Raw genomic sequence first — 25,678 nt, 5'->3', positions numbered from 1 at the left:
ATGGTGGTAGGAGTTATAGGATCCGGAACAATGGGTAGTGGGATAGCGCAAGTTGCCGCAACAGCCGGATGCAAAGTAAAAGTGTTTGATACAAAACAAGAAGCACTTGATAAAAGTCAAAAAGCTTTGGAAAAAATTCTTTCTCGTTTAATTGAAAAAGGAAGGATTGATAAAGAAGAAAAGGATCGGATTCAAACAAATATTACATATGTAAACGAGCTAAAAGAGTTGAGTGATGCCAATCTAACTATAGAGGCTATCATCGAAGATTTATCAATTAAGCAACGTGTGTTTTCTGAATTAGAAACCTATGTTTCTGATGATACTATTATAGCATCAAATACATCTTCATTATCTATAGCTTCTATAGCTTCTTCGTTAAAAAGACCTGAACGTTGTATCGGAATTCATTTCTTTAATCCTGCTCCCTTAATGAAATTAGTAGAGGTGATACCGGCTGTACAAACGTCGGATGCCGTAATAAATGAAGTGACTGATACTATTAGGGATTGGAAAAAAGTAGTAGCCATTGCTAAGGATACTCCTGGTTTTATTGTGAATCGTGTAGCGAGACCTTTTTATGGAGAATCACTTCGTATTTATGAAGAAGGACTGGCAGACCTAGCAACCATAGATAGTAGCTTAAAGGAATTGGGAGGTTTTAGAATGGGACCTTTTGAATTGATGGATTTTATAGGGAATGATGTTAATTATACGGTAACTGAAACCGTATTCAAAGCATTTTACTACGACCCTAGATACAAACCATCCTTTACTCAAAAAAGACTGTCAGAAGCAGGATACCTTGGAAGAAAATCTGGTAAAGGATACTATAATTATGATGAACAAGGAAAAATAACATCTCCGAATATTGGTAGTTCAGTTACTCCCAACGGAGCTGAAAAGTTATCCAAAGAAGAACTCTCACAGTATATATTTAATCGTGTATTAGTGATGTTGATTAATGAAGCTGCAGATGCACTATTTTGGAATATCGCTTCTCCAGAAGATATTGATAATGCAATGACTAAAGGTGTTAACTACCCTAAGGGTTTACTTGCTTGGGCCGATAAAAAAGGAATTGACTGGTGCGTAAATAAACTTGATAAATTATATGATGAATACCGAGAAGATAGGTATCGATGTAGCCCATTATTAAGAAGAATGGATAGAGAGAATAGAACATTTTTTCCAATTAATTAATTAGAAAAAGATCTAAGATTATGATTGACTCTCAAAAAATACCTCAAAAAATGCTAGACCAAGACCCTTTTAGTCAATGGTTAGGGATAGAAGTTATACAAGTAGAAGTAGGAAGATGTAAAGTGGGAATGACGGTACGAAAAGAGATGCTTAATAGTATGGGTAAAGCTCATGGAGGGATATCATATAGTTTGGCAGATACAGCATTTGGTTTTTCTGCAAATACCCATGGTAAGTATGCAGTTTCTATAGAAACATCGATCAACCATATTGAAGCTTTAGAAGAAGGAGATTATCTTACTGCCGAGGCAGTTACCGATATAGCAAAGACTAAAATAGGGTTTAATATTGTTGAGGTTAAAAGAGGTGATCAAATAGTAGCACTATTCAAAGGAGTAGTATACAGAACCAATAAAGATTGGCAATAATTAATCAACTAATACACAAACCAATGAGAATATTTTTAGTATCCATTTTATGTTTGTCAATTTTTTCTTGTGGAAAAGAGACGAAATCAAAAAAAGAAACTTTAGAAGGCACAGAACCAATTGTTACCGAAACAAAAGAAAAAGTATCCGAGGATGTTCAAAATGCTATGGGAGATCTTTTTAATGATCAAATAGTAATGGAAGTGGATGAAACTGTTTTTGTTATTGACAATGGAACTAATCGTGCGAACGAGGATATGTCTGCGGGAATTATGAAAATGGTAGCTCCTCAATCTTATGATGCCTTTAAAGTAAAGATGATGCAAGAACCAGAAGAACAAAATGGAGTTACTTCATTAGGAATTAAAGAAGTTGAGTTGGAAGGTAAAAAAGTACTTGTTCAGAAGTCAATGACTTTAGACGAGACAGGTGATAAAATGATTATGATGATGTATGCAATGCCTGCAGGAGAAAAAACAATAATGATATCTTCCTATTTTATGGAAAAGGAAGAATCTAAATACTTACCACTAATTGAAAAATCAGTGGTAACGGCAAAATTGAAAGAATAAAATAGTGATTAAAGTACTATAACCAGATACGCACATATCAAAATGAAAGAAGCATATATAATAGATGGAGTTAGAACTCCTATTGGAAATTATAAAGGAACATTATCTGCGGTAAGAACAGATGATTTAGGAGCTTTAGTTATTAAAGAATTAGTAAAAAAGAATCCAAATATTCCTAAGGAAGATTATGATGATGTGATTATGGGATGTGCTAATCAAGCAGGAGAAGATAATAGAAATGTAGCTAGAATGTGTTCTTTATTAGCTGGACTTCCTTTTACAGTTCCAGGAGAAACAGTAAATCGTCTTTGTAGTTCTGGACTTTCGGCAATAATACATGCAAACAGAGCTATAAAAGCTGATGATGGAGATATCTTTATTTCTGGAGGAGTTGAGAATATGACACGTGGTCCATACGTAATTGCAAAACCATCTTCGGCATTTGGTAATGATTCCAAAATGTATGATTCAAGTTTTGGATGGAGGTTTGTAAACCAAAAGATGCATGAGTTATATGGTACGGATGGAATGGGAAATACAGCTGAGAATTTGGTAGAGAAGTATAATATCTCTAGAGAGGATCAGGATGCTTTTGCATACTGGAGTCAAATGAAAGCTACCAAAGCGCAAGAATCTGGGAGATTAGCAAAAGAAATTACTACTGTAGAGATACCGCAACGAAAAAAAGATCCTATTAAGTTTGTTAATGATGAGTTTGTAAAACCTGCTACAAGCAAAGAAGTTTTAGCAAAGTTACGTCCTGCTTTTAAGAAAGATGGAAGTGTAACTGCAGGAAATTCTTCAGGACTAAATGATGGAGCAGCTGCTACAATTATTGCTTCTTCAGATGCAGTCAAAAAATACAACCTTACACCCATTGCACGAATTGTTAGTTCTGCAGTGGTTGGAGTAGAGCCCAGAATTATGGGAATTGGTCCGGTTCAGGCATCTAATAGGGCATTAGAAAAAGCAGGTATTACTATGGATGATATTGATATCATAGAATTAAATGAAGCTTTTGCTTCTCAAGCATTGGCTTGTATAAGAGAATGGGGATTAAAAGATGATGATCCTAGAATCAACCCTAATGGAGGCTCTATAGCAATTGGACATCCACTTGGAGTTACAGGAACTAGAATCACATATTCAGCTGCTTTAGAGTTACAAGAGCAAAATAAACGATATGCACTAATCACTATGTGTGTAGGTGTAGGACAAGGATATGCTTGTGTAATAGAAAACACGAATCTATAATTTATGAAAACACTAGAAAGCTATATAACTGGAAAATGGGCAACAGGTTCAGGTGATGGTATTGTGATGAACGATGCAGTTACTGGAGAAATAATTGGTACATCCACAACAGATGGTCTAGATATTCCAGAAGTTTTACATTACGGTAGAACCAAAGGAGGAGAAGTACTTAGAAAAATGACTTTTCAGGAGCGTGGAAATATGCTAAAGTCATTAGCTTTATATCTTACTAAAAGAAAAGAGCAATTTTATGAGCTTAGTTATAGAACAGGAGCAACTAGAGTTGATAGTTGGATTGATATTGAAGGTGGTTTTGGTAATCTTTTTGCAAATGCATCTTTACGTAAATTATTTCCGAATCAATCTTATCATGTAGAAGGAGATCCTATTGATTTATCGAGAGGAGGAAGGTTTATGGCGCATCATATCCTAGTACCAAAACGTGGAGTAGCGGTTCACATCAATGCTTTTAATTTTCCAATTTGGGGGATGTTAGAAAAATGTGCGGTTAATTGGATGGCTGGAATGCCGGCAGTAGTTCTACCAGCTCCGCAAACTGCTTACCTTACGGAAGCAGTGGTACGAGTAATTGTAGATTCAGGAATTTTACCAGAAGGAGCATTACAGCTTTTAAGCGGAATGACTAAAAATATCTTAGATACTGTTGGATCACAAGATGTGGTAACATTTACAGGTTCGGCACATACTGGAAGAGTTTTAAAAGCACACCCAAGGTTGATAGAAGAATCTGTACCGTTTACTATGGAAGCAGATTCACTAAACGCTTGTGTGCTTGGAGAAGATGCAGTACCAGGAACACCAGAATTTGATTTGTTTGTAAAAGAAGTTAGAAAAGAAATGACCGTTAAGACAGGTCAGAAATGTACTGCTATTCGTAGAATCATAGTTCCTTCAAAATTAGTCGAAGATGTTCAGATTGCTTTAGGTAAACAATTAGATAAGGTAACTATTGGGGACCCTAGATTGAAAGAAGTGAGAATGGGGGCTTTGGCAAGTAAAAAACAAGTCGAAAGCTTTAAAAATAATGTTGCAGAAATAGCTAAAACAGCTCAAATAGTTTATGGAAATTTAGATACAATAGAAACTGTTGGTGCTGATGCACAAAAAGGAGCTTTTGTAAGTCCAATTCTGATGAGACAAGATAACCCGTTTCAGCATAAAGGTGTTCATGAGATAGAAGCTTTTGGACCAGTTTCTACAATTATGCCTTATGATACACTTGATGATGCTATAACATTATCTCAGATGGGTAAAGGATCTTTAGTATCCTCTATATTTACTTATGATGATCAGATTGCGAAAGAATACGTAGTAGGAGCAGCTTCTCATCACGGACGTATTTTGATTGGTAATAGAGAAAATGCTAAACAAAGTACAGGGCACGGTTCTCCGCTACCAATGCTTACTCACGGAGGTCCAGGAAGAGCAGGAGGAGGAGAAGAAATGGGCGGAATGCGCGGAATCAAGCATTACATGCAACGTTGTGCAATACAAGGAACACCAACAACTTTAACAGAGGTTACTGGAATTTATCAAGCAAATTCTAAATATAAAGAGTCGGATAAACATCCGTTTGCATATCATTGGGAAGATATCGAACCAGGAATGTCTCTTAAAACTCATAAAAGAACAATTACAGATACAGATATTATCAATTTTGGTAATCTTACTTGGGATCATTTTTACGCACATACGGATATAACTTCTCTTGATGGAAGTATTTTCGAAAAAAGAACTGCGCACGGATATTTCATTCTTGCTGCAGCAGCTGGATTGTTTGTATATCCAAATAAAGGACCGGTTGCCGCAAATTATGGGTTGGAGGAATGTAGATTCTTGCGTCCGATTTATCATAATGATACCGTTTACGTAAGATTAACTTGTAAACAAAAAATTGATCGTGATCATCGAGGAAAAGAATTGCCAAGTGGTATCGTAAAGTGGTTTGTAGAAGTATTTGATCAAGAAGATGAGTTGACTGCTATCGCAACGATTTTAACGATGGTACAAAAAAAATCACCATTTGTACAAGTAAATCGAGCAAATATTGAGGGATATTTAGCAAGGCTAAAAGAGGATACCAAAGCTACATGGGGATTGATGACCGCTCAGCATATGATAGAACATATAGAGAAAACCATTAGAATTGGTGCCGGAGAGATTCAAGATTTTGAAATAGCTACACCAGAGCAGTATTTAGAAAAAGTACAAGAAATGGTGTATAACCATAAACCAATGCCTAAAGGTCATAAACATCCTTTAATGAAAGAAGAGTCGTTGGAAGCGTTAGTTCACGAAGATCTAATAACTGCTAAAAAGAAGTTGTTGGAAGCAATGGATGAATTTGAAATCTATTTTAAAGAAAATCCTGACGCAATTACGAAAAATGCCGTATTTGGTGAGATGAACAAGTTTGAATGGGATTTGTTAAATGTAAAACATTTGAATCATCATTTCGAACAGTTTGGATTATTGTAAAACATTTAAGAATAAACATTGACACAACCATACGTAAATATAACAACAGAAAATGGAGTAGGAACCATAGAGTTTTTTCATCCAGCACATAATTCTTTACCTGGTGATATTTTAGCCAAATTAGCTAAAACTATAACAGAAGCAGGAGATAATGATGATATTAAAGTAATTGTCTTGAAAAGTGGAGGAAATAGAACATTTTGTGCAGGTGCAAGTTTTAAGGAGTTAATAAATATTAACGATGCAGAAACTGGTAAGATATTTTTCTCTGGTTTTGCAAATGTAATTAATGCAATGCGTATCTGTCCAAAATTTATTATTGGACGCGTACAAGGTAAAACTGTAGGAGGTGGAGTTGGAGTGGCGTCTGCAACAGATTATTGTATGGCTACAAAATTTGCCGCTATTAAATTAAGTGAATTGAATGTGGGAATAGGTCCTTTTGTTGTGGGACCCGCGGTGGAACGTAAAATAGGATTGTCAGCAATGACGCAAATAGCCATTGATGCTAATTCTTTTTATGATGCAGAATGGGCAAGAGATAAAGGGTTATTTACTAAAGTTTTTGAAGATACAGAGGCATTGGATATTGCGGTAAAAGAATTTGCCGAACATTTATGTACCTATAACCCCGAGGCGATGAAAGATATGAAAAAGGCATTTTGGGAAGGAACAGAACATTGGGATACATTGTTAGCAGAGAGAGCAATCATCAGTGGTAGGTTAGTGTTAAGCGATTTTACCAAAGAAACGCTTAAAAGATTTAAATAAAACGCTTTGTTATTTCAGCTCAGGCTGGAATCCATATAATATAATAATGATTTATAGTTTTAAAGGATACATACCAGTAGTGCACGAAAGTAGTTTTGTACACCCGTTAGCAGCGGTAACAGGTAATGTTATTATAGGTAAAAATTGTTATATAGGTCCTGGAGCTGCTATCAGAGGAGATTGGGGCGAGATTATTCTTGAAGATGGAGTAAATGTTCAAGAAAACTGTACCGTACATATGTTTCCTGGGAAATCTATAGTGTTAAAAGAAAGTACGCATGTAGGTCATGGCGCTGTTATTCACGGAGCTAATTTGGGTCGTAATTGTCTTATAGGAATGAATACAGTGATAATGGATGATGCGGAGATTGGTGATGAGTGTATTGTTGGAGCAATGTCTTTTGTAAAAGCAAATACCATTTTTCCAAAGAGAAGTTTGATAGTAGGAAATCCGGCGAAAGTAATAAAAACTGTTAGCGATGAGATGATTGGGTGGAAAACAAAAGGGACTAAGTTGTACCAACAATTACCTGAAGATTGCTTTGATTATTTAGAAGAAGTGGAGCCTTTAAGAGAGATTCCGAAAGATCGTCCAACACAAGAAGCTTTCTATAAAACTTTAGAAGAATTTAAAGATAAAAAGTGATCCCTATGGGTTGAACAAATAGTGTAAATATCTAAGAAGTAATAATTACAAACTAACTAACATTAGTTAACTAAAATGTCAAGAGTAGAACTAAAAATGCCCAAAATGGGTGAAAGTATATCAGAAGCAACCATTCTTAATTGGTTAAAGAATGTAGGAGATACTGTAGAAGAAGATGAAACTATTTTGGAAGTGGCTACTGATAAAGTAGATTCTGAAGTACCTTCTCCTTGTGATGGTATCATCACAGAATTACTTTTTCAATCTAATGATGTGGTAGAAGTTGGTAAAGTAATAGCCGTTATTGATGCTGATGATGATTCTGGATCAAGTGAAAAAAAATCACAATCAGAAGGAAAGGAATTATCTAATAATAATGTAAATGTAAAACCTCAATCATCAATTAAATCAAAGGTTAAGCCGGATATTAAATCTGATTTTAAAATTCAAAATACAGGAGATAATGATGGTTTCCTTTCTCCTTTGGTAATTAGTATAGCTCAAAAAGAAAACTTGACAATAGAAGAGGTTCAAAGTATCTCTGGAACTGGCGATGGTGGCAGGATTCGTAAGAGTGATGTTATGTTGTACCTTAAACACAGAAAATATCCTTTACCAAGTAGACCGCAACCAACTGCACCAAAACCATCATATAACGCACCTCCAATTTCCTATATAGAAGGAAAGGATCGCATTGTAGAAATGGATCGTATGAGAACGATGATAGCAGACCATATGGTGTATTCTAAACATACATCACCACATGTAACAAGTTATATAGAAGTGGATGTTACCAATATGGTGAATTGGCGTAATAAGATGAAACTAGAATTTTTAGAAAAACATGGAGAAAAGTTAACGTTTACTCCAATTTTTATAGAAGCAGTTTCAAAAGCAATCCAAGAATACCCTATGATTAATGTTTCTGTAGACGGAAAGAAGATTGTGGTCCATAAAGATATTAATGTAGGTATGGCTACGGCATTACCTAGTGGTAATTTAATTGTTCCCGTAGTAAGAAATGCTGATGAAAAAGACTTACTAGGTTTAGCGCAACGTGTAAATCATTTAGCGAATAATGCTAGAAATAATGCATTAAAACCTGATGAAATAGGAGGAAGTACGTTTACAATTTCTAATGTAGGAACATTTGGTAGTCTCATGGGGACACCTATCATTAATCAACCAGAGGTAGCTATTCTAGCCTTGGGAATTATTAAGAAACGACCAGAAGTTATTACAACAGATAGCGGAGATGAAATTGCAATTAGAAGTATGATGTACTTATCGTTATCATTTGATCATCGAGTTGTAGATGGGTTTTTAGGAGGATCTTTTTTAAGAAAGGTTGGGGACGAATTAGAAGCTTTTGATAGTAATAGAGAAATATAATAAATGTACAATGGATAGCATATACCCAACAATAGTGTTTATCCAATAGTTTGTGTGATTAAAATAAAATAAGAATGGAACAACAAATCAAAATTACAAAGACCGCAAATTCAAAACTTAAGGATATTGATTTTGATAATATTCCTTTAGGAACAACTTTTACAGACCATATGTTTATCTGTGAATATGAAAATGGCGCTTGGAACAATCCCAGAATAGAACCATTAGAATTAATTCCAACACATCCTGCTGCAATGGCATTGCATTACGGACAAGCAATTTTTGAAGGAATGAAAGCTACCGTAGGTAAGGAGAATACACCATTACTTTTTAGACCAGAAGAGAATGCAAAACGTTTTAATCATAGTGCTGCGAGATTAGGAATGCCTTTAGTTCCGGTGGATTTATTTGTAGAAGCGGTAAAACAAATTGTTGGGGTAGAACACAGTTGGATTCCTCCAAAAGATGGAAGCGCTTTGTATCTAAGACCTTTCATGTATGCAGATGAACCTTTTATAGGTATGAGAGCTGCTACAAGTTACAAGTTCATAGTGATCTGTTCTCCTGCAGGACCATTTTTTACAAAAAAGATTAGATTATATGCAGAAACAGAGTATATAAGAGCTGCAGATGGTGGTACAGGAGAAGCAAAAGCTGCGGGTAATTATGCAGCAGCAATTCTACCAACAGAAAAAGCCAAGGCAAAGGGATATGATCAAGTATTATGGTTAGATGCTAACGAGCATAAGTATATCCAGGAAGTAGGGACCATGAATATATTTTTCAAAATAGGAGGCAAATTTATTACACCTTCTACAGACGGTTCTATATTAAAAGGAATTACAAGGGATAGTGTTATCACTTTATTGAAAGATAAAGGTTTTGAGGTAGAAGAGCGTCCAATTACAATTGATGAGTTAATAACATGTGCTAACGAAGGACAATTAGAAGAAGCCTTTGGTACAGGAACAGCAGTAGCTATTGCTATGATAGAAGCTATAGGGTATAAAGATGAGGTACTTACTTTATCCGACAACAACCCCGTGAGCCAAGATGTAAAAAATACACTTGATAATATCAAGACTCAAAAAATGGAAGATACGTTTAATTGGATAATACCGGTATCAATAACAGAGAAGGTAGGATAATAGTTATCGCCAATACTGGTGATTCGTAGATTGTAGATCAAAAAAATAAGGGATATATGGTAGCCTCAACAACTATAGAAAAAGAAGTTCTTAAAAAAGCATTTAGCACACTTTGTACTGCTAAAAGCATGACAGAACTATATGAAGAAAATTTTAAAACAGTTTCAAAATATGTTCATGCGACATCAAGAGGTCATGAAGCAATTCAGATAGCGGTAGCTATGCAATTATTGCCTCAAGATTATGCTTTTCCTTATTATAGAGATGATTCAATGTTATTAGGAATAGGGATGAGACCTTATGACTTAATGTTACAACTGTTAGCAAAGAAAGATGATCCTTTTTCTGGTGGAAAAACCTATTACTCACATCCAAGTTTAAATGAGGATGATAAACCAAAAATCCCTCATCAATCCTCTGCTACAGGTATGCAGGCGATTCCTTCTACTGGTGTAGCACTGGGAATGCAGTATAAAGAGTTATTAAATATTCCACATAATGATTCCAGCAAGAGTGAGATAATAAAAGCACCACTAGTGGTGTGTTCGTTAGGTGATGCTTCGGTAACAGAAGGAGAGATTGCAGAAGCTTTTCAAATGGCAGCTTTAAAGCAGTTACCAATATTATACGTTGTACAAGATAATGGATGGGATATTTCTGCCAATGAGAAAGAAACCAGAGCACAAAGTGCGTACGAATATGCTGCAGGATTTCATGGGTTAGAAGCGATTACAATTGATGGAGCTAATTTTACAGAGAGTTATATAGCTGTTCAAAATGCTATTCGAATTATAAGAGAAGAACGAAGACCAATTTTAGTTCACGCAAGAGTACCTTTACTAAATCATCATACATCTGGAGTACGCATGGAATGGTATAGGGATGACCTGGAAGAAGCTCGTTCTAGAGACCCTTATCCGGTATTGCGAAATCAATTATTAGAAGCTGGTTTTACAGGTGATGAGGTAGATAGTTTGGAAGAGGAGGCTAAACAAACCGTTACTACAGATCTTCAGGAAGCAATGAAAGCAGAAGATCCAAAACCAGAAGATTTGTTTACCCATGATTTCGCGCCTACTCCAATTACTGAAGAAAAAGGAGAACGATCTCCTTCTGATAAGGATGAGGTAGTAATGGTAGATTGTGCTCTGTTTGCAGTAGAAGAGCTAATGAAGAAACATAAAGAGTGTTTATTATATGGACAAGACGTAGGAGGAAGATTAGGTGGAGTATTTAGAGAGGCAGCAACATTAGCGCAAAAGTTTGGTGATGAACGAGTTTTTAATACACCTATACAAGAAGCATTTATTGTAGGGTCTACTGTAGGAATGTCTGCTGTAGGCTTAAAACCAATTGTAGAAGTACAGTTTGCGGACTATATATGGCCAGGATTGAATCAGTTATTTACAGAAGTAAGTAGATCTTGTTATTTATCTAATGGTAAATGGCCTGTTTCTATGATTCTAAGAGTTCCGATAGGGGCATATGGAAGTGGAGGACCTTATCATTCCTCATCGGTAGAATCCGTTGTTACTAATATAAGAGGTATTAAAATAGCTTATCCAAGTAACGGAGCAGACCTAAAAGGTTTAATGAAAGCGGCATATTACGATCCTAATCCCGTGGTGATTTTAGAACATAAAGGATTGTATTGGTCTAAGGTAAAAGGTACAGACGCTGCAAGAACTATAGAACCAGCAGAAGATTATATACTACCTTTTGGCAAAGCTAATGTAGTACAACAAATATGGCCTGAAGATGAGAAGGAGACGTTAACGGTAGTTACTTACGGAATGGGTGTACACTGGGCGCTGAATGCTTCTAAGGAGTTAAAAGAAGTTGTAGAAATAATAGATTTGCGAACACTATATCCATTAGATGAAGAAACTATAATAGAATCAGTAAAAAAGACAAAGAAGTGTTTGGTGGTAACAGAAGAACCAACTAATAATTCCTTCGCAAGAGCATTATCGGGAAAAATTCAGGAAGAATGTTTCCGATATCTTGATGCACCGGTGATGACTATTGGTTCAGAGAATATGCCAGCAATCCCATTAAATAGTACATTAGAACAGACCATGATTCCTTCTACAGAAAAAGTAAAAACTAAGATAGAAGAGTTGTTGAGGTATTAATCATATAGATAGGAAGTAAAATAATAGTCTCATTTGTTGCATAACAGTTGAGGCTATTTTTTTTGTTTAAATTTTAAAAGTAAGAAATAGACTACACAAATGGTAATTATAGATATTTAAATATGTTAAAACGCATTTATTTTAGATAAAATACACAAAAAATTTGGTGGATTTAAAAAAAGCTGTATCTTTACACCAGAGTTAATGAGTTAGCGTTTTCATTCCCCCCAAGATGAAAACATTTAAAAAAAGTGAGTTTTAATTTTAGAATAAGCCCCTAAATTAAGATGATTTGTGTGAAGAAAAAGAGCGTGGAGACGCTCTTTTTTGTTTTTCCAGTATTTTGTATGAATACACTGTAGTGTGTGTTATTTACAATTTTAACAAAAGAAAGAAAAAGACTACAAAATATTATATTTATTTTTATTAAATATGTTAAAATGCATTTATTTTAGATAAAATACATAAAAAGTTTGGTGAATTTAAAAAAAGTTGTATCTTTATATCAGAGTTAATGAGTTAGTACTTTCATTTTCCCCAAGATGAAAGTTTTTATAAAAAGTGAGTTTTAATTTTAGAATAAGCCCCTAAATTAAGATGATTTGTGTGAAGAAAAAGAGCGTGGAGACGCTCTTTTTTGTTTTTCTAACTTTATTGGTTGAATTATCTATACTGCTAATACTTCCAAGAATGTAAAACTACTTGTTTTTTAAACTTAATTAATTTTTTTTATTCTTTAAACAAATGATTATCAATTTTTTGTAATTTAATTTGATTTTTGCTGAATATTTTTTTAGGGTGTTTTGATAGATATATGTTTTAGGGTTGTAAAAATTTTAAAAACGTAAAAAAACAATCATGAAAAAAATCATTTTATTATTAACCGTAGCCACTTCGATTATGTTTACATCTTGTAGTTCTGATGATGATAATTCTGGACCAGTAGATACACAGGACAAATTTATTGGAGTTTGGAAAATAACTCAAGAGTTTGAAGATGGAGTAGAAGTGACTGTCGAAACCTGCGACTTACAGGATGTTCTTACAGTAACAGAAGATGAAAAATTTAGTGGGACCAGTCATGTTATGGAAAATGGTACTTGTGTATTGGAAGATACATTTACAGGTACTTGGGAAAACTTAGGGGATAATAAATACAAGATTACTTCGGATATGGATGGAGCTGAAGCTGTAGAAGCAACCATTACTTTTTCTGGTAATACAATGACAGCAGTAACCAATGATGAAGATGGTGAGTTTAAACAAATATTAACCAGAGTTTAATATTTTTAATCAAAAACAAAACTGTATAAATATACAGTTTTGTTTTTGATTATACTAAAAATTGAATCGTAATACAATATCCGGTGTAAAACGTAAAGATTCATTTTGGGAAGTTTCTAAGGTTCTATTAAAATTAACGTCTGTAAACTCACTGTAACTTTGTCCGATTATATTTTTTCTATTGTAGAGGTTCCTAATAGAAACACCTATCATACCATTCCAATCCTTTTCTTTATCTAATTTAAAGCGATAAACTGCAGAAGCATCTAATCGATGATAATCTCTAAATCTACTAGAATTAATGCCATTTGGATCTATAGTACCTCCAAATATCGCAGCACTATCTGCCACAATTTTTGTGTATGGTCTTCCAGTAGCGTAGTTCCAACCAAGTGCAATTTCAAACTTATTTAGAGTTAGTGTTTGGGATAGATTAAAAACATGTCGTTGATCAAAATTCCCATTGTAGTACGTGTTTTGAACTAATGGAAACGAAGTTATTGTTTTACTCAGCGAATATCCAGCCCAAAACCTATAATTGTTGATTCTTTTTTTAATTAACAAATCAAAACCTATTCGTTCTTCTTCTCCATAAAATATATCAGTTTCAACATCATCTTGGGTAGCTATATCTAATATAAGATCACTAAGAGAAGAAACATCAGTTATTTTTTTGTAGTAACCCTCTAAATCAAAATTCCAGCCATCGTATGTGTATAAGCCTCCAACCGTAAATTGCATACTCTTTAAAACTCTAATTCTAGGAGTATCTGGATTATTACTTGAAGAATTATTAGAAAGAATCCAAACATTATCAGAAACTGGTAATGTAGATAGTCTCCCATCTTCAGTACTAATATAAGTTAAGTAATTATTAAGTTGCTGATTCTTTAATTCAGCAGAAGTATTTATAGTGAAATTTTTAAACAACTCATAAGAAGCAAACATACGAGGCTCGATGAAAAAATCTTTTACATTACTTAATTGAGATGCTCGAAACCCTAAATTAAGATAGGTTTTAGGTGTTTTGTATTGATATTCTGAGTATAGTGTATGATTGGTCCCATTGCCATCTAAAGTGTTTGGGTCATCTCCAAAACCTGTATCGAATAATGCTTTATAACTTGATTCATTATACGAAAATTGATATCCCGTATGAAGGGAATGATTATTAACTAAAGGAAACCGAACAGAATATTCAAACCCTATATCTTTTACAGCATTTTCTATATTGGTACTTTCGTCTATATTATCATCTATTTTATTTAATATAAAGGAATACCTTTGATCATAGGATGAGAAGTAAAAATTGGCATTTTGGGATATAGAATTATTATAATTTTTATCCCAATTTATGCTCGCACCAATATTCCTTAGCTTTAGAACATCCTGAGTTTCATTTCGTTTATCATCAATAATGATGTTTTTTTTATTGTCAAGTCGATTTTCGGCAAGAATAGAACTGAACTTTATTGTAGAGGTACTGTCCGGATGCCAAACGAGTTTGAAATTAACATCAGAAAATGAAATATCATCTTCTCTAGATTCTTCTTCCGAGGTAACCTCGTCACCTACATCAGGAATTGTTGCTCTAGTATTTTGAAAAACTTTTCTTACCAGATTGTTATAAGCAATATTTTGGTAAACATCTGTTGTAGACCTTCTTCCTGCTAATAAGATACCAGCATTTTTAGAGATAGGCATTTTTAAATAAAGATCTCCGTGCGTTAAATTAATACCACCACCAGTTTTTATTTCTTCTATCACATCATCATCAGATTCTACAACGACTACTCCTGATATTCTATCTCCATAGCGAACACTGGTTCCACCTCTGTATACTTGTACATTTTTAGTAATAAAAGGGTTAAAAGTAGAAATTTGGTTAAAAAAATGACCGTTATGATACATCTTAATTCCATCCCAAAGCACTAAATTTTGTCCAGGTGTTCCTCCACGAATATATAATCCAGCCGGATCTTCTGTGGGACTATTAATTCCTGGAAGTAGCTGTAAACTTTGTAAAACATCTGGTTCTACAAGTCCAGGAAGAATACGAAGTTTTTTTGTAGATATATTTACCGACGCATCCTGATTTTTTTGGATACCACCAGTAAGGTATTCTTTTACTAAAACCTGTCCTAGGCTCTGAATTTCTGGTTGTAATCTAATAGTATCACAAGAATTATTAGTCAATTCTGAAATAGTAATTGTTTTGTTTTTATAACCAAAGTAAGATATACTAATGGAGTCAGAAGGGTGAAGTTGTAACTTAAAAACACCATTATTCTCGGTAAGACCAATAGTTTTTTTATTTAGGTGAATATCTGCCTGTGGAAGTTCAAATAGAGAGATAGCATCTACAACTATAGCACAAACATCTATAACTTTTTTGTTTTTTACTAAAATGAAATCTGTCTCACTTACTTTTTGTAATTCATAAGAAGTTTTTTGGGCTATTATTTCTTTAAGCGATATTATAGATAGATTCGCTTTTTGGAGTTCTAAAGATATATTTTCGATAGCCGTAACATCGTAGGAAAAATTGAATTTAAGTTGGTTCTCAAAGGCTTTTAGTATGTCCGTTAGAAGTTGTTTTTCATTTGTTACGGGTAATTTCACTTCTTGTGAATAACCAATAGTGATAGAGAAAAATATAAATAATGTAGTTAGTTTAAATAATCTCACTTAGTTCTTAGCGCTAGGTTTTTTTAATTTTTAAATATAACTATTATTAATGATTCTCGTATATGTTATAGTTTTTGAATCATACTCGCAGAGTTTTTTTTAAAAATATTAATCAGAGTATAGTAATGAATAAAACATATAAATAATTGTAGCATCTACGATTATCTGCGGTCATTTTTTTAGATAAATTAAAAATTAAAACGAAGAACAAAATCTGGAGTAAAACGTAAAGACTTATTTTCATAACCCTCAAGATAAAAATTGAAATTCTCATCTTGATTTTCTCTAAAACCCTGACTAATGGTGTTTTTCCTGTTATATATATTCCTTAGTGAAATCCCAATCATTCCATTTGTATTTTTTGATGTACTTAGAGGAAATCTGTAGGTCACGGAGGCATCTAGTCTATGATATGGTTTAAATCGACTAGAATTAATACCTCTAGGGTCAATAACTCCACCATCTAGGTCGTTATCGTCTCTAAATATTTTAGTAAAAGGCCTTCCAGAAGCATAATTCCAGCCCAAAGCAAACTCAAATTGATTTACTTCTAAGGTCTGCGAAAGATTAAACACATGACGTTGATCATAACTGCCATCAAAATATGAATTTTGTACAAAAGGAAATGATGTAATGGTTTTACTTAGTGAGTAACCAGCCCAAAATCTATAATTGTTGATTCTTTTTTTTATTAAGAAATCAACTCCAATTCTTTCTTCTTTTCCGTAAAAAATAATAGTTTCATCATCATCAGGAACTGCTATATCTAGTACAAGATCACTTAATGAAGAAATGTCGGTTACTTTTTTGTAATATCCTTCTAAGTCAAAATTCCAGCCTTTGAAGGTATATAGAGCTCCTAACGTAAATTGCGCACTTTTTACCACTTTAATAAAAGGAACATTTACATCTTTATTATTTGAAGAGTTATTAGAAAGAATCCAAACATTATCAGCAACAGGAAGTGTAGGAATTGTTCCAAATGCACTATTATACGTAAGATAGTTATTAAGTTGTTGGTTTTTTAGCTCTGCAGAAGTGTTGAGGGTAAAGTTATCCAATAATTCATAAGAAGAAAACATACGTGGTTCTATGAAAAATGAATTAGCGTTACTTACTTGTGATCCTCTCAAACCAATATTTATAAATGTTTTAGAAGTCTTGTATTTGTATTCAGAATATATTGTGTGATTGGTCCCATTTCCATCAATAATAGATCCTCCTTCCTCAAACCCAGTTTCATCAGAAAAAATGTTTTTCGTTTCAAACTCTGTTTGATTATAGGTAAATTGATATCCAATATCTAAAGATTGTTTTTTATTAAGTGGGAAATGTACAGTGTATTCTCCTCCTATATCTTGTACCTTATTATTGTTAATTAGACTTTCTGTTACATCATCACCAAAAGTTCGAGTTTCAATATTGTTATATCTTTGATCATAAGATGAGAAATAGAAGTTCACATTTTGATGTATACCTTCAAGATATTTTTTATCCCAATTTAAACTAAATCCAAAATTTCTGATTTTAAGTATATCTTGAACTTTCGCTTCAAGATTAGCTTCTGAGACGATGACAGTTTTATTATTATCAAGTCTATTTTCTGCGAAGATAGAACTGAACTTTATTGTGTTATTATCATTAGGTTTCCAAAGAATTTTAAAATTGCTATCAGAAAAAGAAAAATCATCTTCTCTACTACGTTCTTCTGATGTTGATGTTTCGCCATTATCCGGAATGTTAGATCGCGTATTCTGGAATACCTTTCTTATTAGATTATTATAGGCTATATTTTGATAGACATCTGTTGTTGATCTCCTACCGGCCAGTAAAAACCCTATTTTTTTTGATAATGGGACTTTTAAATATGCATCTACATGTGTGAAATTAAGGCCTCCTCCAGTTTGTACTTTTTCCAAAAGATCATCGTCAGATTCTATAGCAACCACACCAGATATTCTATCTCCATAACGAACACTGGTACCACCTCTATATACAGTTACATTTTTGGTAATAAATGGATTAAAGGTAGAGATTTGGTTAAAAAAATGACCACTCTGATACATTTTAATTCCATCCCAAAGCACTAAATTTTGTCCTGGTGTTCCTCCACGAATGTATAATCCAGCGGGATCTTCTGTAGGACTGTTAATACCAGGTAATAATTGCAAACTTTGTAAGACATCTGGTTCTACAAGTCCAGGAAGGATACGAAGTTTTTTTGTGGATATATTTACAGATGCATCTTGATTTTTTTGGATACCTCCAGTAAGGTATTCCTTTACCAAAACTTGCCCCAAACTTTGTATTTCCGGTTGTAGCCTAATAGTGTCGCAATTGGTGGTTAACGCAGAAATTTTAATTGTTTTGTTTTGGTAACCTAGATATGAAATGGAGATAGTATCGGAAGGATTAAGTTGTAATTTAAAAATTCCTTTTTTATCAGTAACACCAATAGTTTTCTTATTTAAAAGTATATCTGCGTGCGGTAATTCGAATTTAGAAATCGCATCTATGACAACAGCGCAGATATCTATAACTCTAGTATTTTTAATTAGAATGTAATCATTTTTATCTACTTTTTGTAGTAGATAAGAAGTCTGAAGTTCTATTGCTTTTTGCAATGATGTAATTGATAGTTTTTCTTCATCTATATTTAATACTATATTTTTTATAGCATCTACATCATAGGAGAAATTTATTTGTTGTTGATTCTCAAAAGTTTTTAGTACCTCTTCTAGAGATTTATAATCAGGTTCTTTTGATTGAATCACATCTTGTGAATAACCTAAAGCAGTATAGAAACAAATTAAAAATGTAGTTAGTTTAAATAATCTCACTTATTTTTTAACGATATATTTTTTTGATTATTGACTGTATAATTAATATTCATAGGTTCAAAACAAGTTTTCAACGCTTTATCAAGATCATTGTGTACGAAGAAACCAGAGAATAAGCGTTTGGTATCAATATCATTTGTGGTAATACGAATGTCATACTGCCTTTCTAATTCTTGGATAAGTTGTTGTAAAGTAACTTGATTAAACGTGCTTTTACCCTGCATCCAACTAGGTTTAGATCCTTTGATTTCATTAGGAGATAATGCGCCTTCAGAATTAGATTTAATAGCTTTTCCAGGAGTTAGAATTACTGTTTCTTTAGAGTTACTTACTTGTACCTTGCCTTCAAAACACTGTACTTCTATATGCTCATTTCTAGAATAGACATTGAATTCTGTTCCTAATACAGTAACATCTCCATTTTTAGTTTTCACGGTAAAACTAGAACCCTTCGCTACATCAAAAAAAGCTTCTCCTTTTAAGTGGATAATCCTTGTTTCGGCAAAAGATCTTTTGTCATATTCAACAGAAGAATCAGCATTTAAAGTAACCAATGAATTATCTGGTAATGTCAAGGTTTTAGTTTCTGCCATTTCCGTATATATCTCTGTAGTTGAAAAGAATATTGTTCTTAGTCCAAACAAAACTACTATAGCTGCTGCAGCTGCATACAGCCATGGGCGTAATTTAATTACTTTCTTTCCAGAGGACTTTTTGTATCTTTTATTGTATTCTTTTTGATTTTTAAGTCCTTTATCGAGATCAAAAACAGGGCGGTCGAATTTGTCAACACCTTTTAAAATATCTTTATAAGCAAGATAATCTTTTGAATTTTCGAATTCTTTCTTCTCCTCTTCAGAGATATCATCTACCAGCCATCTTCCTAGAAAATTATCTTTTTCCATAATGTTTTTATTATTACTATACCTTTAACAGGAAACTTTAATACTTTCCAATGTAATTTATACGTTACCTATTTTTTTTCTTAAAACTACTAATGCTAAATGCATTCTTTTTTCTACAGCTTTTACAGAAATGTCAAGCATTTCTGCAATTTCCTTATATGTTTTCTTTTCAATCCGATTTAAAAGAAAAACCTCTCGTTGTCCATCTTTTAATCCTCCAATAGCAGAATTTAAACGGTGCATGAACTCCTTTTCTTCCATCTGAAACTCTGGAGATTCATTGGTGTAGGTTTTTTGTTCAGTTGATTTATATTTTAGTACGGTTTTTTGATGCTTATAATCGTTGATCGAAGCATTATTAGCTATTTTGTATAGAAAACTTTTAGCCGCTCCAAAAATAATTTTAGAGCAATTAGTCCAAAGTTTTGCAAAACTATCCTGTACAATATCTTGAGCTTTTTCCATATCACCATATTTATAATATAGATAGTAGCATATTTTTTCTGCGTGTTCTCTATACAGTTGTTCGTATACTTTCTCATCACATACGCTAATTACATTTTCAGGCATTCTTTATAAAATTTTAGGTCAATTATAAGATTACAATGAATAATATATAAAGTTGTTAATTTAACAATATTACCAAGAATAACCTATAGATATTTCTGGCAAAACATCTATATATGTATTCATTGGTCCTGAAAGTTCCTGCGTATATTGAATGCGATTGGCCGCGCCAACAGTAAATCCAGATTTAAAAACCCATTGATAGCCTCCTTTTATAGAACCTCCAATCATAACCGTGTCATAATCTCTAGGGTTAAATATAGATGCATTATAATCTACTTCCTTATATCCACCAATGATTCCGGCACCAATAAACCAACCTTTTGGAGCATTTTTACGTTTTGAAAAATAATACCTACCTCCAATTTCTAATCCTATCTCGTACGCTGTGATATTACTTTCCGGAACTAGAGTACCATTTGATACAACATCAGTATTTGAAAAATCTCCGTATGCTTGTAACAATAGAGAGAAATTATTTTTTAGGATGCGTTCATATTCAAAATTGATCTCTCCATATAAAGCTGATAGAGGAAGTAAACGGATACTATTTTTATAATTAGCGCTTGCGATTTTATCTTGATTACTCGTAATCGTTTCTTGTGAGTATCCAGTACGTAGTAATGAAACCATAAAGGTTAAGATTAAAACTATTTTTCTCATCAACTTTTTGCTTTATATGTTAAAAATTACAACCCTAAAACAAAAAAGAAAGAGTATACCCTACCTACATTTTAATATATTTTTCAAAACAATAAAATGAAAGAAAAATACTACAAAAAATTGTTTTTTAAATTTGTTTAACGTGTTTAAATACATTTTTTTTAGATAAAATACATAAAAAGTTTGGTGAATTGAAAAATAACTGTATCTTTACACCAGAGTTAATGAGTTAGCGTTTTCATTTTCCCCAAGATGAAAACATTTATAAAAAGTGAGTTTTAATTTTAGAATAAGCCCCTAAATTAAGATGATTTGTGTGAAGAAAAAGAGCGTGGAGACGCTCTTTTTTGTTTTCCTTTATTTTTTTACCTGAAAGTTTAAAAATTACTAGTTTAGATTTACCTATTAAAAATAAAAAATACACTGATTATAATAACCAGTGCATTTTTTTTCACACCTACCTATTCACAGAGAATATGTCTTTCAATTGTTTTACCATTCCACCATTACCAGAAACTGTGATCTCACCAATTTTTTCAGCTATTTTCTCTACATATTCCATTTCTTTAAGCTTGTAGAGCATTTCGTTATCTTCCATTAGTTTTGCTGTATTCAGTAAACTTCTAGTAGATGCTGTTTCCTCACGTCTAGTAATGATATTAGCCTGAGCTCTCTTTTGTGCTACTAGTACTTGGTTCATGATTTCTTTCATTTCACCAGTTAAGATTATATCCCTAATACCACAATTCAATACTCTTACACCTAGTTTGTTTGTTTGATTTTTGGTAGTTTCCAATATAGCTTCTGCCATACTATCTTTACGTTCCAAAAGTTCATCTAAGGTGTAATTTCCTACGAAAGCTCTAAGAGCTAATTGCATCGCGATGTATAATTGTTTTTCGTATTCTTTATTATCAAGCAATGCTTTTTCAATATCTACAACTTTATATTGTATATAGAAATTGATACGAATAGCAGCTTTATCTTTTGTCAATAATTCTTGACCAGCTATTTCTAACTGTAGCTGACGCAGATCTGCCTTAGCGATCTTGATAGTTGTATCATTTCTCCAGAAACGATATGTGCCACTACCTAAAGTTTTAGCGTATACATCATCTACAATGAGTACAGCTTTTTCATACGCGGCAACTTCAAAAACTCGGATATATTTATTGAGCGTATAATTGCTGAATAAAGATTTATCGATTTTTTCGGTAATATAAATTTTACCAAGATCTATTCTTGTAAATTCATACTCTATCAATCCTTTCCAGAGTGTATATCTTCCAGCGGAGAATACGCTTTTAAAATTTCCGTTCTCATAAACTAATACAATTTCACTATCCTTTACCTCAATAACATGTAGCATATCTTCTAACGCCTTATCTTGTAGTAAGAGTTCCAGCGCTATTGGTGTTGAAAAAGGTTTAGAAAGATCATATTGTATTACCTGCTCGTTAAATCCAACCCAATGGATTCCTTGGGTTATTACACGGCTGTAATCTCCTTTTCTGAAAACCAAGCCTACTTTACCAGCGTTGATTCTTACTCTTTTCATTTTTTTTAATTTTTGAGTCTGTTTTCTAACAGACAGATTTAACATTAATTGATCTGATAACTCTGTAACAGAGGTGTTATCTATTTCCTTTTATGCCTATCAAGCATATTTTAAAGATTTTTTAGTTAAAAACGCTGAAAGCAAACCATCTTTCCAGTACGGAGAAAGTAGTATGTGATATTTTCTATAATTAGTTTTTAGTATCGAGATAGAAGAATAGGTATTAAAAAATACTATTATTCTAAAATCTGGATTCAAAAAAGTAACCACTTCTTAGCACCATCATTCTAAATATCTCAAAGAACCTTTAAGACTGTCCTTGTTCCAAGAGTAGAATAAGAACTGATCTACTAGCCAACGTTTTTGTCATTTTTACAGCGTGACAAGCCGTGGATTAGTTTTAGAAGATAACCCGAACTTCATTAAAACGGATTTTGAGTCCATTTTGGCTACATTAAAAGTGTAGTGCTCTACCTACTGAGCTACAAAGCAAATGGTGCTTTGACGGGAATCGAACCCGCGACAACCAATAAGTCTGTTGTTCTAACCACTGAACTATCTGCCTGAGGCAGAGTGGGAGTCGAACCCACGACCCACAGAGTCGAGACTATTATTTGGTTAATAGTCAAACCTTCAAGGCAAGTTGGATATGAAGTGATCATACAAATCTGCAATACTTCATACAATAGTGCTATATAGAAACACCCAACAAGACTTGCTTGATATTTTTAAAGAGTTCAATAAATTTTTCTTTTGAAGCGCAATGGTTCAAAATTGAACTACTCATAAGCTTTAAGGGGTTTGTATTTATAAATAAAATGACCTCATCTATATTGGATAGGACGTCTTTAGAATTATAAAAAGAAACAGTTTTTTCTATATGTTCTTTTGAAAAATCAAAAGCATCAATTCCACAGCATTCAGCAACACAGTATGTTTCTAAATCTCTCCAAAATTCTTTATTGTTTTCTAAGAATTGATCTATATCAATAGTTTTAGATATTTTTTTAGTATTCATAATCATGTTTTTTATCAAAAGCCCTGCTATTTATTCCCCTTACTTAATAGCAGGGCGCTACTACAAACCTTCGTTTTTTTACCCCTTATAAAAGAAGGTTTGTTTAATTACTCTGCAAATATTTAATGTAAAAGCGCAATGTATTTGCGTAGTAATTATTTATTTATAAAAAATTCGATTTTTATCGTTTCTACTTTTTACAGTATCCGTATCAGGATATAGTGCTTTAGTCATACTATTGATATACTTAGATGCCCATTTTAAAAGTAAATTTTGTAAACCGTTTGTTGTTTTTTCTTTGATAATTGTTGGTTGTGTTTTCATGATATTAATTTTTACATCATATTATTACTTATGGATTATTTAATAGCTCATATTCGTGATCACGTCTATCGATTTCACCCAGAGGGCTTCCACGAAAAATAGAGATGTTCTTAAATCCATTTTCTTTCAGAATTAATGAATCTTCTTTTTTAACAGCTCCTCTTCTAGAATTTCCGTAATCACCAGTAAGCTTTTTAGTAGCAGGGTCTAGATCACCCCAAAGCTTATCTGGTTTGCCATTATCGATTGGTTCTACGAAATAGGTAATACCAGTAATTTTGGATTGAACTATGAACCTTCCTGTGTCTTCAGTTTTACATAAAAACCTTTGTAATAGATTGTTTTTCATAGTTTAAAGTTTAATTGTTAGTGGAACAGATAGGATTTGAACCTATATCTTCGGATCTTCAATCCGACGCATTGACCAACTTTGCTACTATTCCTTTTAGGGTGTACTCCGGGACTTGAACCCTGTTCTTCTCATTCACAGTGAGATGCTTTACCAGATAAGCTAGAGACACCATTTTCTAATTTTAGAGTATTTGATTTTCAGAGTATTGATAAATAATTCTTTATATTAGTCCGTAAGATTAGAAAACAAGTTTTATGGATAATATATCGACCATTGTTTTAGCTGCATCCTTATTTATTATAATGTTAGGTATGGGGTTATCTCTTGTTATAGATGATTTTAAGAGAATACTTATTTATCCTAAAGCAATTTTGGTTGGTTTAGCGAATCAGCTTATAGTCTTACCACTTGTAGGTTTTCTGTTAGCATCTGTGCTATCGCTAAAACCGGAAATAGCTATTGGAATTATGATATTAGCAGCCTGTCCAGGTGGAGCGACTTCTAATTTGATTTCTCATTTAGCTAAAGGAGACATTGCATTATCTGTAACGCTTACAGCATTTAGTAGTTTGATAACGATAATTACGATACCGTTCATAGTTAATTTTTCGTTACTTTACTTTTTATCAGAGGATCAAACTATTCAATTAAATGTAATTGAAACTATTATTCAGATTTTAGTTATAATTATTATACCTGTTGCTATTGGCATGATCATAAGAAAGTATAATGAGTCTTTTGCATTAAAGATGGCTAAACCGGTAAAAATAGCTTCAGCATTGGTACTTGCTTTAGTTATTGTTGGTATTCTTATTAAAGAGAAAGACAATTTCATTTTTTATTTTAAAGAAGCTGGTCTTGTCGCTTTATTATTGAATATTTTGACAATGGCTATTGGTTATTATTCTGCAAAGCTATTTCGTGTTCATCAAAAAGGCGCCATATCTATCGGAATAGAATCTGGTATTCAAAATGGTACTTTGGCGATAACCGTTGCAATTGCTATACTTCATAATACTTCTTTTGCAATTGCTCCAGCCGTATATAGTCTGTTAATGTTTTTTACAGGTGGGATCGCAATATTTTTTGGTATTCGAAATAGTAAAAAATAAAGTACTATATATTGACCTTCTTTTTATGAATTGATAGTAACTAAGGCATTGGGAATCGAACCCAAGACTTCCGCGATATAGCCGCGGCACTCTGCCACTGAGTTATACCTTAGTTTGATGACCTGAAAGGATTACTCATTAGGTCAATATTTGATAATTTTGTACTTGTGAATGCTTGGCATTTCGAACCTTTACACCAAGAGTCAAAGTCTTGGATGCTGCCGTTACATCACAGGTTAGTTTGTAAGCTCAATAGGAGTCGAACCTATACTTCAAGGGTCGTAACCTTGGGTGCTTCCATTTACACCATGAGCCTTTC

The 25,678-nt window shown here is 33.1% G+C and carries 21 protein-coding genes and 4 tRNA genes; 12 read left to right on the top strand and 13 right to left on the bottom strand.

Annotated features, from left to right (window positions below):
* The 11 genes from D1815_RS13245 (at position 1) to D1815_RS13195 (ending at position 13,332) form a co-directional block, all read left to right on the top strand.
* Positions 1–1,203 carry a 3-hydroxyacyl-CoA dehydrogenase NAD-binding domain-containing protein gene (locus D1815_RS13245; RefSeq protein WP_118387508.1) on the top strand — a complete coding sequence of 401 codons (1,203 nt, stop codon included), beginning with the start codon at positions 1–3 and terminating at the stop codon, positions 1,201–1,203.
* Positions 1,204–1,223: 20 nt separating this feature from the next.
* The gene (locus D1815_RS13240) at positions 1,224–1,631 is read left to right on the top strand and encodes a PaaI family thioesterase (protein WP_027395277.1); all 408 of its coding nucleotides are present in this window, start codon (positions 1,224–1,226) and stop codon (positions 1,629–1,631) included.
* Between the two features lie 23 nt (positions 1,632–1,654).
* Positions 1,655–2,203: a hypothetical protein gene (locus D1815_RS13235; RefSeq protein WP_118387506.1), complete on the top strand. Its 549-nt coding sequence runs from the start codon at positions 1,655–1,657 to the stop codon at positions 2,201–2,203.
* 42 nt (positions 2,204–2,245) lie between these two features.
* Positions 2,246–3,457, top strand: a complete 1,212-nt coding sequence (locus tag D1815_RS13230) for an acetyl-CoA C-acyltransferase (RefSeq protein ID WP_118387503.1) — start codon at positions 2,246–2,248, stop codon at positions 3,455–3,457.
* A gap of 3 nt (positions 3,458–3,460) precedes the next feature.
* Positions 3,461–5,956: a phenylacetic acid degradation bifunctional protein PaaZ gene (gene paaZ, locus D1815_RS13225; RefSeq protein ID WP_118387501.1), complete on the top strand. Its 2,496-nt coding sequence runs from the start codon at positions 3,461–3,463 to the stop codon at positions 5,954–5,956.
* Between the two features lie 18 nt (positions 5,957–5,974).
* A complete protein-coding gene (locus D1815_RS13220; protein WP_118387499.1) occupies positions 5,975–6,727 on the top strand; it encodes an enoyl-CoA hydratase/isomerase family protein in 753 nt (250 codons plus the stop codon).
* A 46-nt stretch (positions 6,728–6,773) separates the two neighbouring features.
* Positions 6,774–7,373, top strand: a complete 600-nt coding sequence (locus tag D1815_RS13215) for a transferase hexapeptide repeat family protein (RefSeq protein WP_118387497.1) — start codon at positions 6,774–6,776, stop codon at positions 7,371–7,373.
* Positions 7,374–7,478: 105 nt separating this feature from the next.
* Positions 7,479–8,765, top strand: a complete 1,287-nt coding sequence (locus D1815_RS13210; protein WP_233557545.1) for a dihydrolipoamide acetyltransferase family protein — start codon at positions 7,479–7,481, stop codon at positions 8,763–8,765.
* Positions 8,766–8,839: 74 nt separating this feature from the next.
* Entirely contained in the window at positions 8,840–9,913 is a 1,074-nt protein-coding gene (locus tag D1815_RS13205; protein WP_118387493.1) for a branched-chain amino acid aminotransferase, read from the top strand.
* Positions 9,914–9,969: 56 nt separating this feature from the next.
* Entirely contained in the window at positions 9,970–12,048 is a 2,079-nt protein-coding gene (locus D1815_RS13200) for a thiamine pyrophosphate-dependent enzyme (protein WP_118387491.1), read from the top strand.
* Between the two features lie 858 nt (positions 12,049–12,906).
* Positions 12,907–13,332, top strand: coding sequence for a lipocalin family protein (locus D1815_RS13195; RefSeq protein WP_118387489.1), 426 nt, complete (start codon positions 12,907–12,909; stop codon positions 13,330–13,332).
* Between the two features lie 54 nt (positions 13,333–13,386).
* Here the strand turns inward: D1815_RS13195 and D1815_RS13190 are convergent, their stop codons facing one another.
* The 11 genes from D1815_RS13190 to D1815_RS13145 all read right to left on the bottom strand — a co-directional run bounded on the left by D1815_RS13190 (position 13,387) and on the right by D1815_RS13145 (position 24,419).
* Entirely contained in the window at positions 13,387–16,020 is a 2,634-nt protein-coding gene (locus D1815_RS13190) for a TonB-dependent receptor plug domain-containing protein (protein WP_118387487.1), read from the bottom strand.
* Between the two features lie 188 nt (positions 16,021–16,208).
* Positions 16,209–18,860 (bottom strand): TonB-dependent receptor plug domain-containing protein, encoded by a 2,652-nt coding sequence (locus D1815_RS13185; protein ID WP_118387485.1) that lies wholly within the window; start codon positions 18,858–18,860, stop codon positions 16,209–16,211.
* The gene (locus D1815_RS13180) at positions 18,857–19,765 is read right to left on the bottom strand and encodes a FecR family protein (protein ID WP_027395289.1); all 909 of its coding nucleotides are present in this window, start codon (positions 19,763–19,765) and stop codon (positions 18,857–18,859) included. Before D1815_RS13180 ends, D1815_RS13185 begins: the two co-directional genes overlap by 4 nt.
* Before the next feature lie 57 nt (positions 19,766–19,822).
* Positions 19,823–20,335: an RNA polymerase sigma factor gene (locus tag D1815_RS13175; RefSeq protein ID WP_027395290.1), complete on the bottom strand. Its 513-nt coding sequence runs from the start codon at positions 20,333–20,335 to the stop codon at positions 19,823–19,825.
* Positions 20,336–20,404: 69 nt separating this feature from the next.
* Positions 20,405–20,995: a DUF3575 domain-containing protein gene (locus D1815_RS13170; RefSeq protein ID WP_118387482.1), complete on the bottom strand. Its 591-nt coding sequence runs from the start codon at positions 20,993–20,995 to the stop codon at positions 20,405–20,407.
* Positions 20,996–21,452: 457 nt separating this feature from the next.
* On the bottom strand, positions 21,453–22,553 hold the full coding sequence (locus D1815_RS13165; protein ID WP_118389979.1) for a slipin family protein: 1,101 nt from the start codon (positions 22,551–22,553) through the stop codon (positions 21,453–21,455).
* Positions 22,554–23,244: 691 nt separating this feature from the next.
* Positions 23,245–23,571, bottom strand: coding sequence for a DUF6331 family protein (locus D1815_RS13160; protein WP_118387480.1), 327 nt, complete (start codon positions 23,569–23,571; stop codon positions 23,245–23,247).
* Positions 23,572–23,730: 159 nt separating this feature from the next.
* Complete coding sequence (locus D1815_RS23685) at positions 23,731–23,895, bottom strand: hypothetical protein (protein ID WP_158594494.1); 165 nt, start codon at positions 23,893–23,895, stop codon at positions 23,731–23,733.
* A gap of 28 nt (positions 23,896–23,923) precedes the next feature.
* Positions 23,924–24,244, bottom strand: a complete 321-nt coding sequence (locus tag D1815_RS13155) for a hypothetical protein (protein ID WP_118387478.1) — start codon at positions 24,242–24,244, stop codon at positions 23,924–23,926.
* A 21-nt stretch (positions 24,245–24,265) separates the two neighbouring features.
* A tRNA-Phe gene (locus D1815_RS13150) sits at positions 24,266–24,338 on the bottom strand.
* 3 nt (positions 24,339–24,341) lie between these two features.
* Positions 24,342–24,419: transfer RNA gene (locus D1815_RS13145), tRNA-His, on the bottom strand.
* An 82-nt stretch (positions 24,420–24,501) separates the two neighbouring features.
* On the opposite strand from D1815_RS13145, the gene D1815_RS13140 reads away from it, so the two are divergent.
* Positions 24,502–25,359: a bile acid:sodium symporter family protein gene (locus D1815_RS13140; protein ID WP_108805195.1), complete on the top strand. Its 858-nt coding sequence runs from the start codon at positions 24,502–24,504 to the stop codon at positions 25,357–25,359.
* A 40-nt stretch (positions 25,360–25,399) separates the two neighbouring features.
* Here the strand turns inward: D1815_RS13140 and D1815_RS23680 are convergent.
* Together D1815_RS23680 and D1815_RS13135 are read right to left on the bottom strand one after the other, a co-directional pair.
* Positions 25,400–25,471 (bottom strand) — tRNA-Ile (locus D1815_RS23680).
* Positions 25,472–25,603: 132 nt separating this feature from the next.
* Positions 25,604–25,675 (bottom strand) — tRNA-Arg (locus D1815_RS13135).
* Positions 25,676–25,678: the final 3 nt, after the last annotated feature.

Source organism: Aquimarina sp. AD1 (genome assembly GCF_003443695.1).
Classification (GTDB): domain Bacteria; phylum Bacteroidota; class Bacteroidia; order Flavobacteriales; family Flavobacteriaceae; genus Aquimarina; species Aquimarina latercula.
The sequence above is the reverse complement of the archived record's forward strand: the minus strand, read 5'-3'. Positions and strand labels throughout refer to the sequence as shown.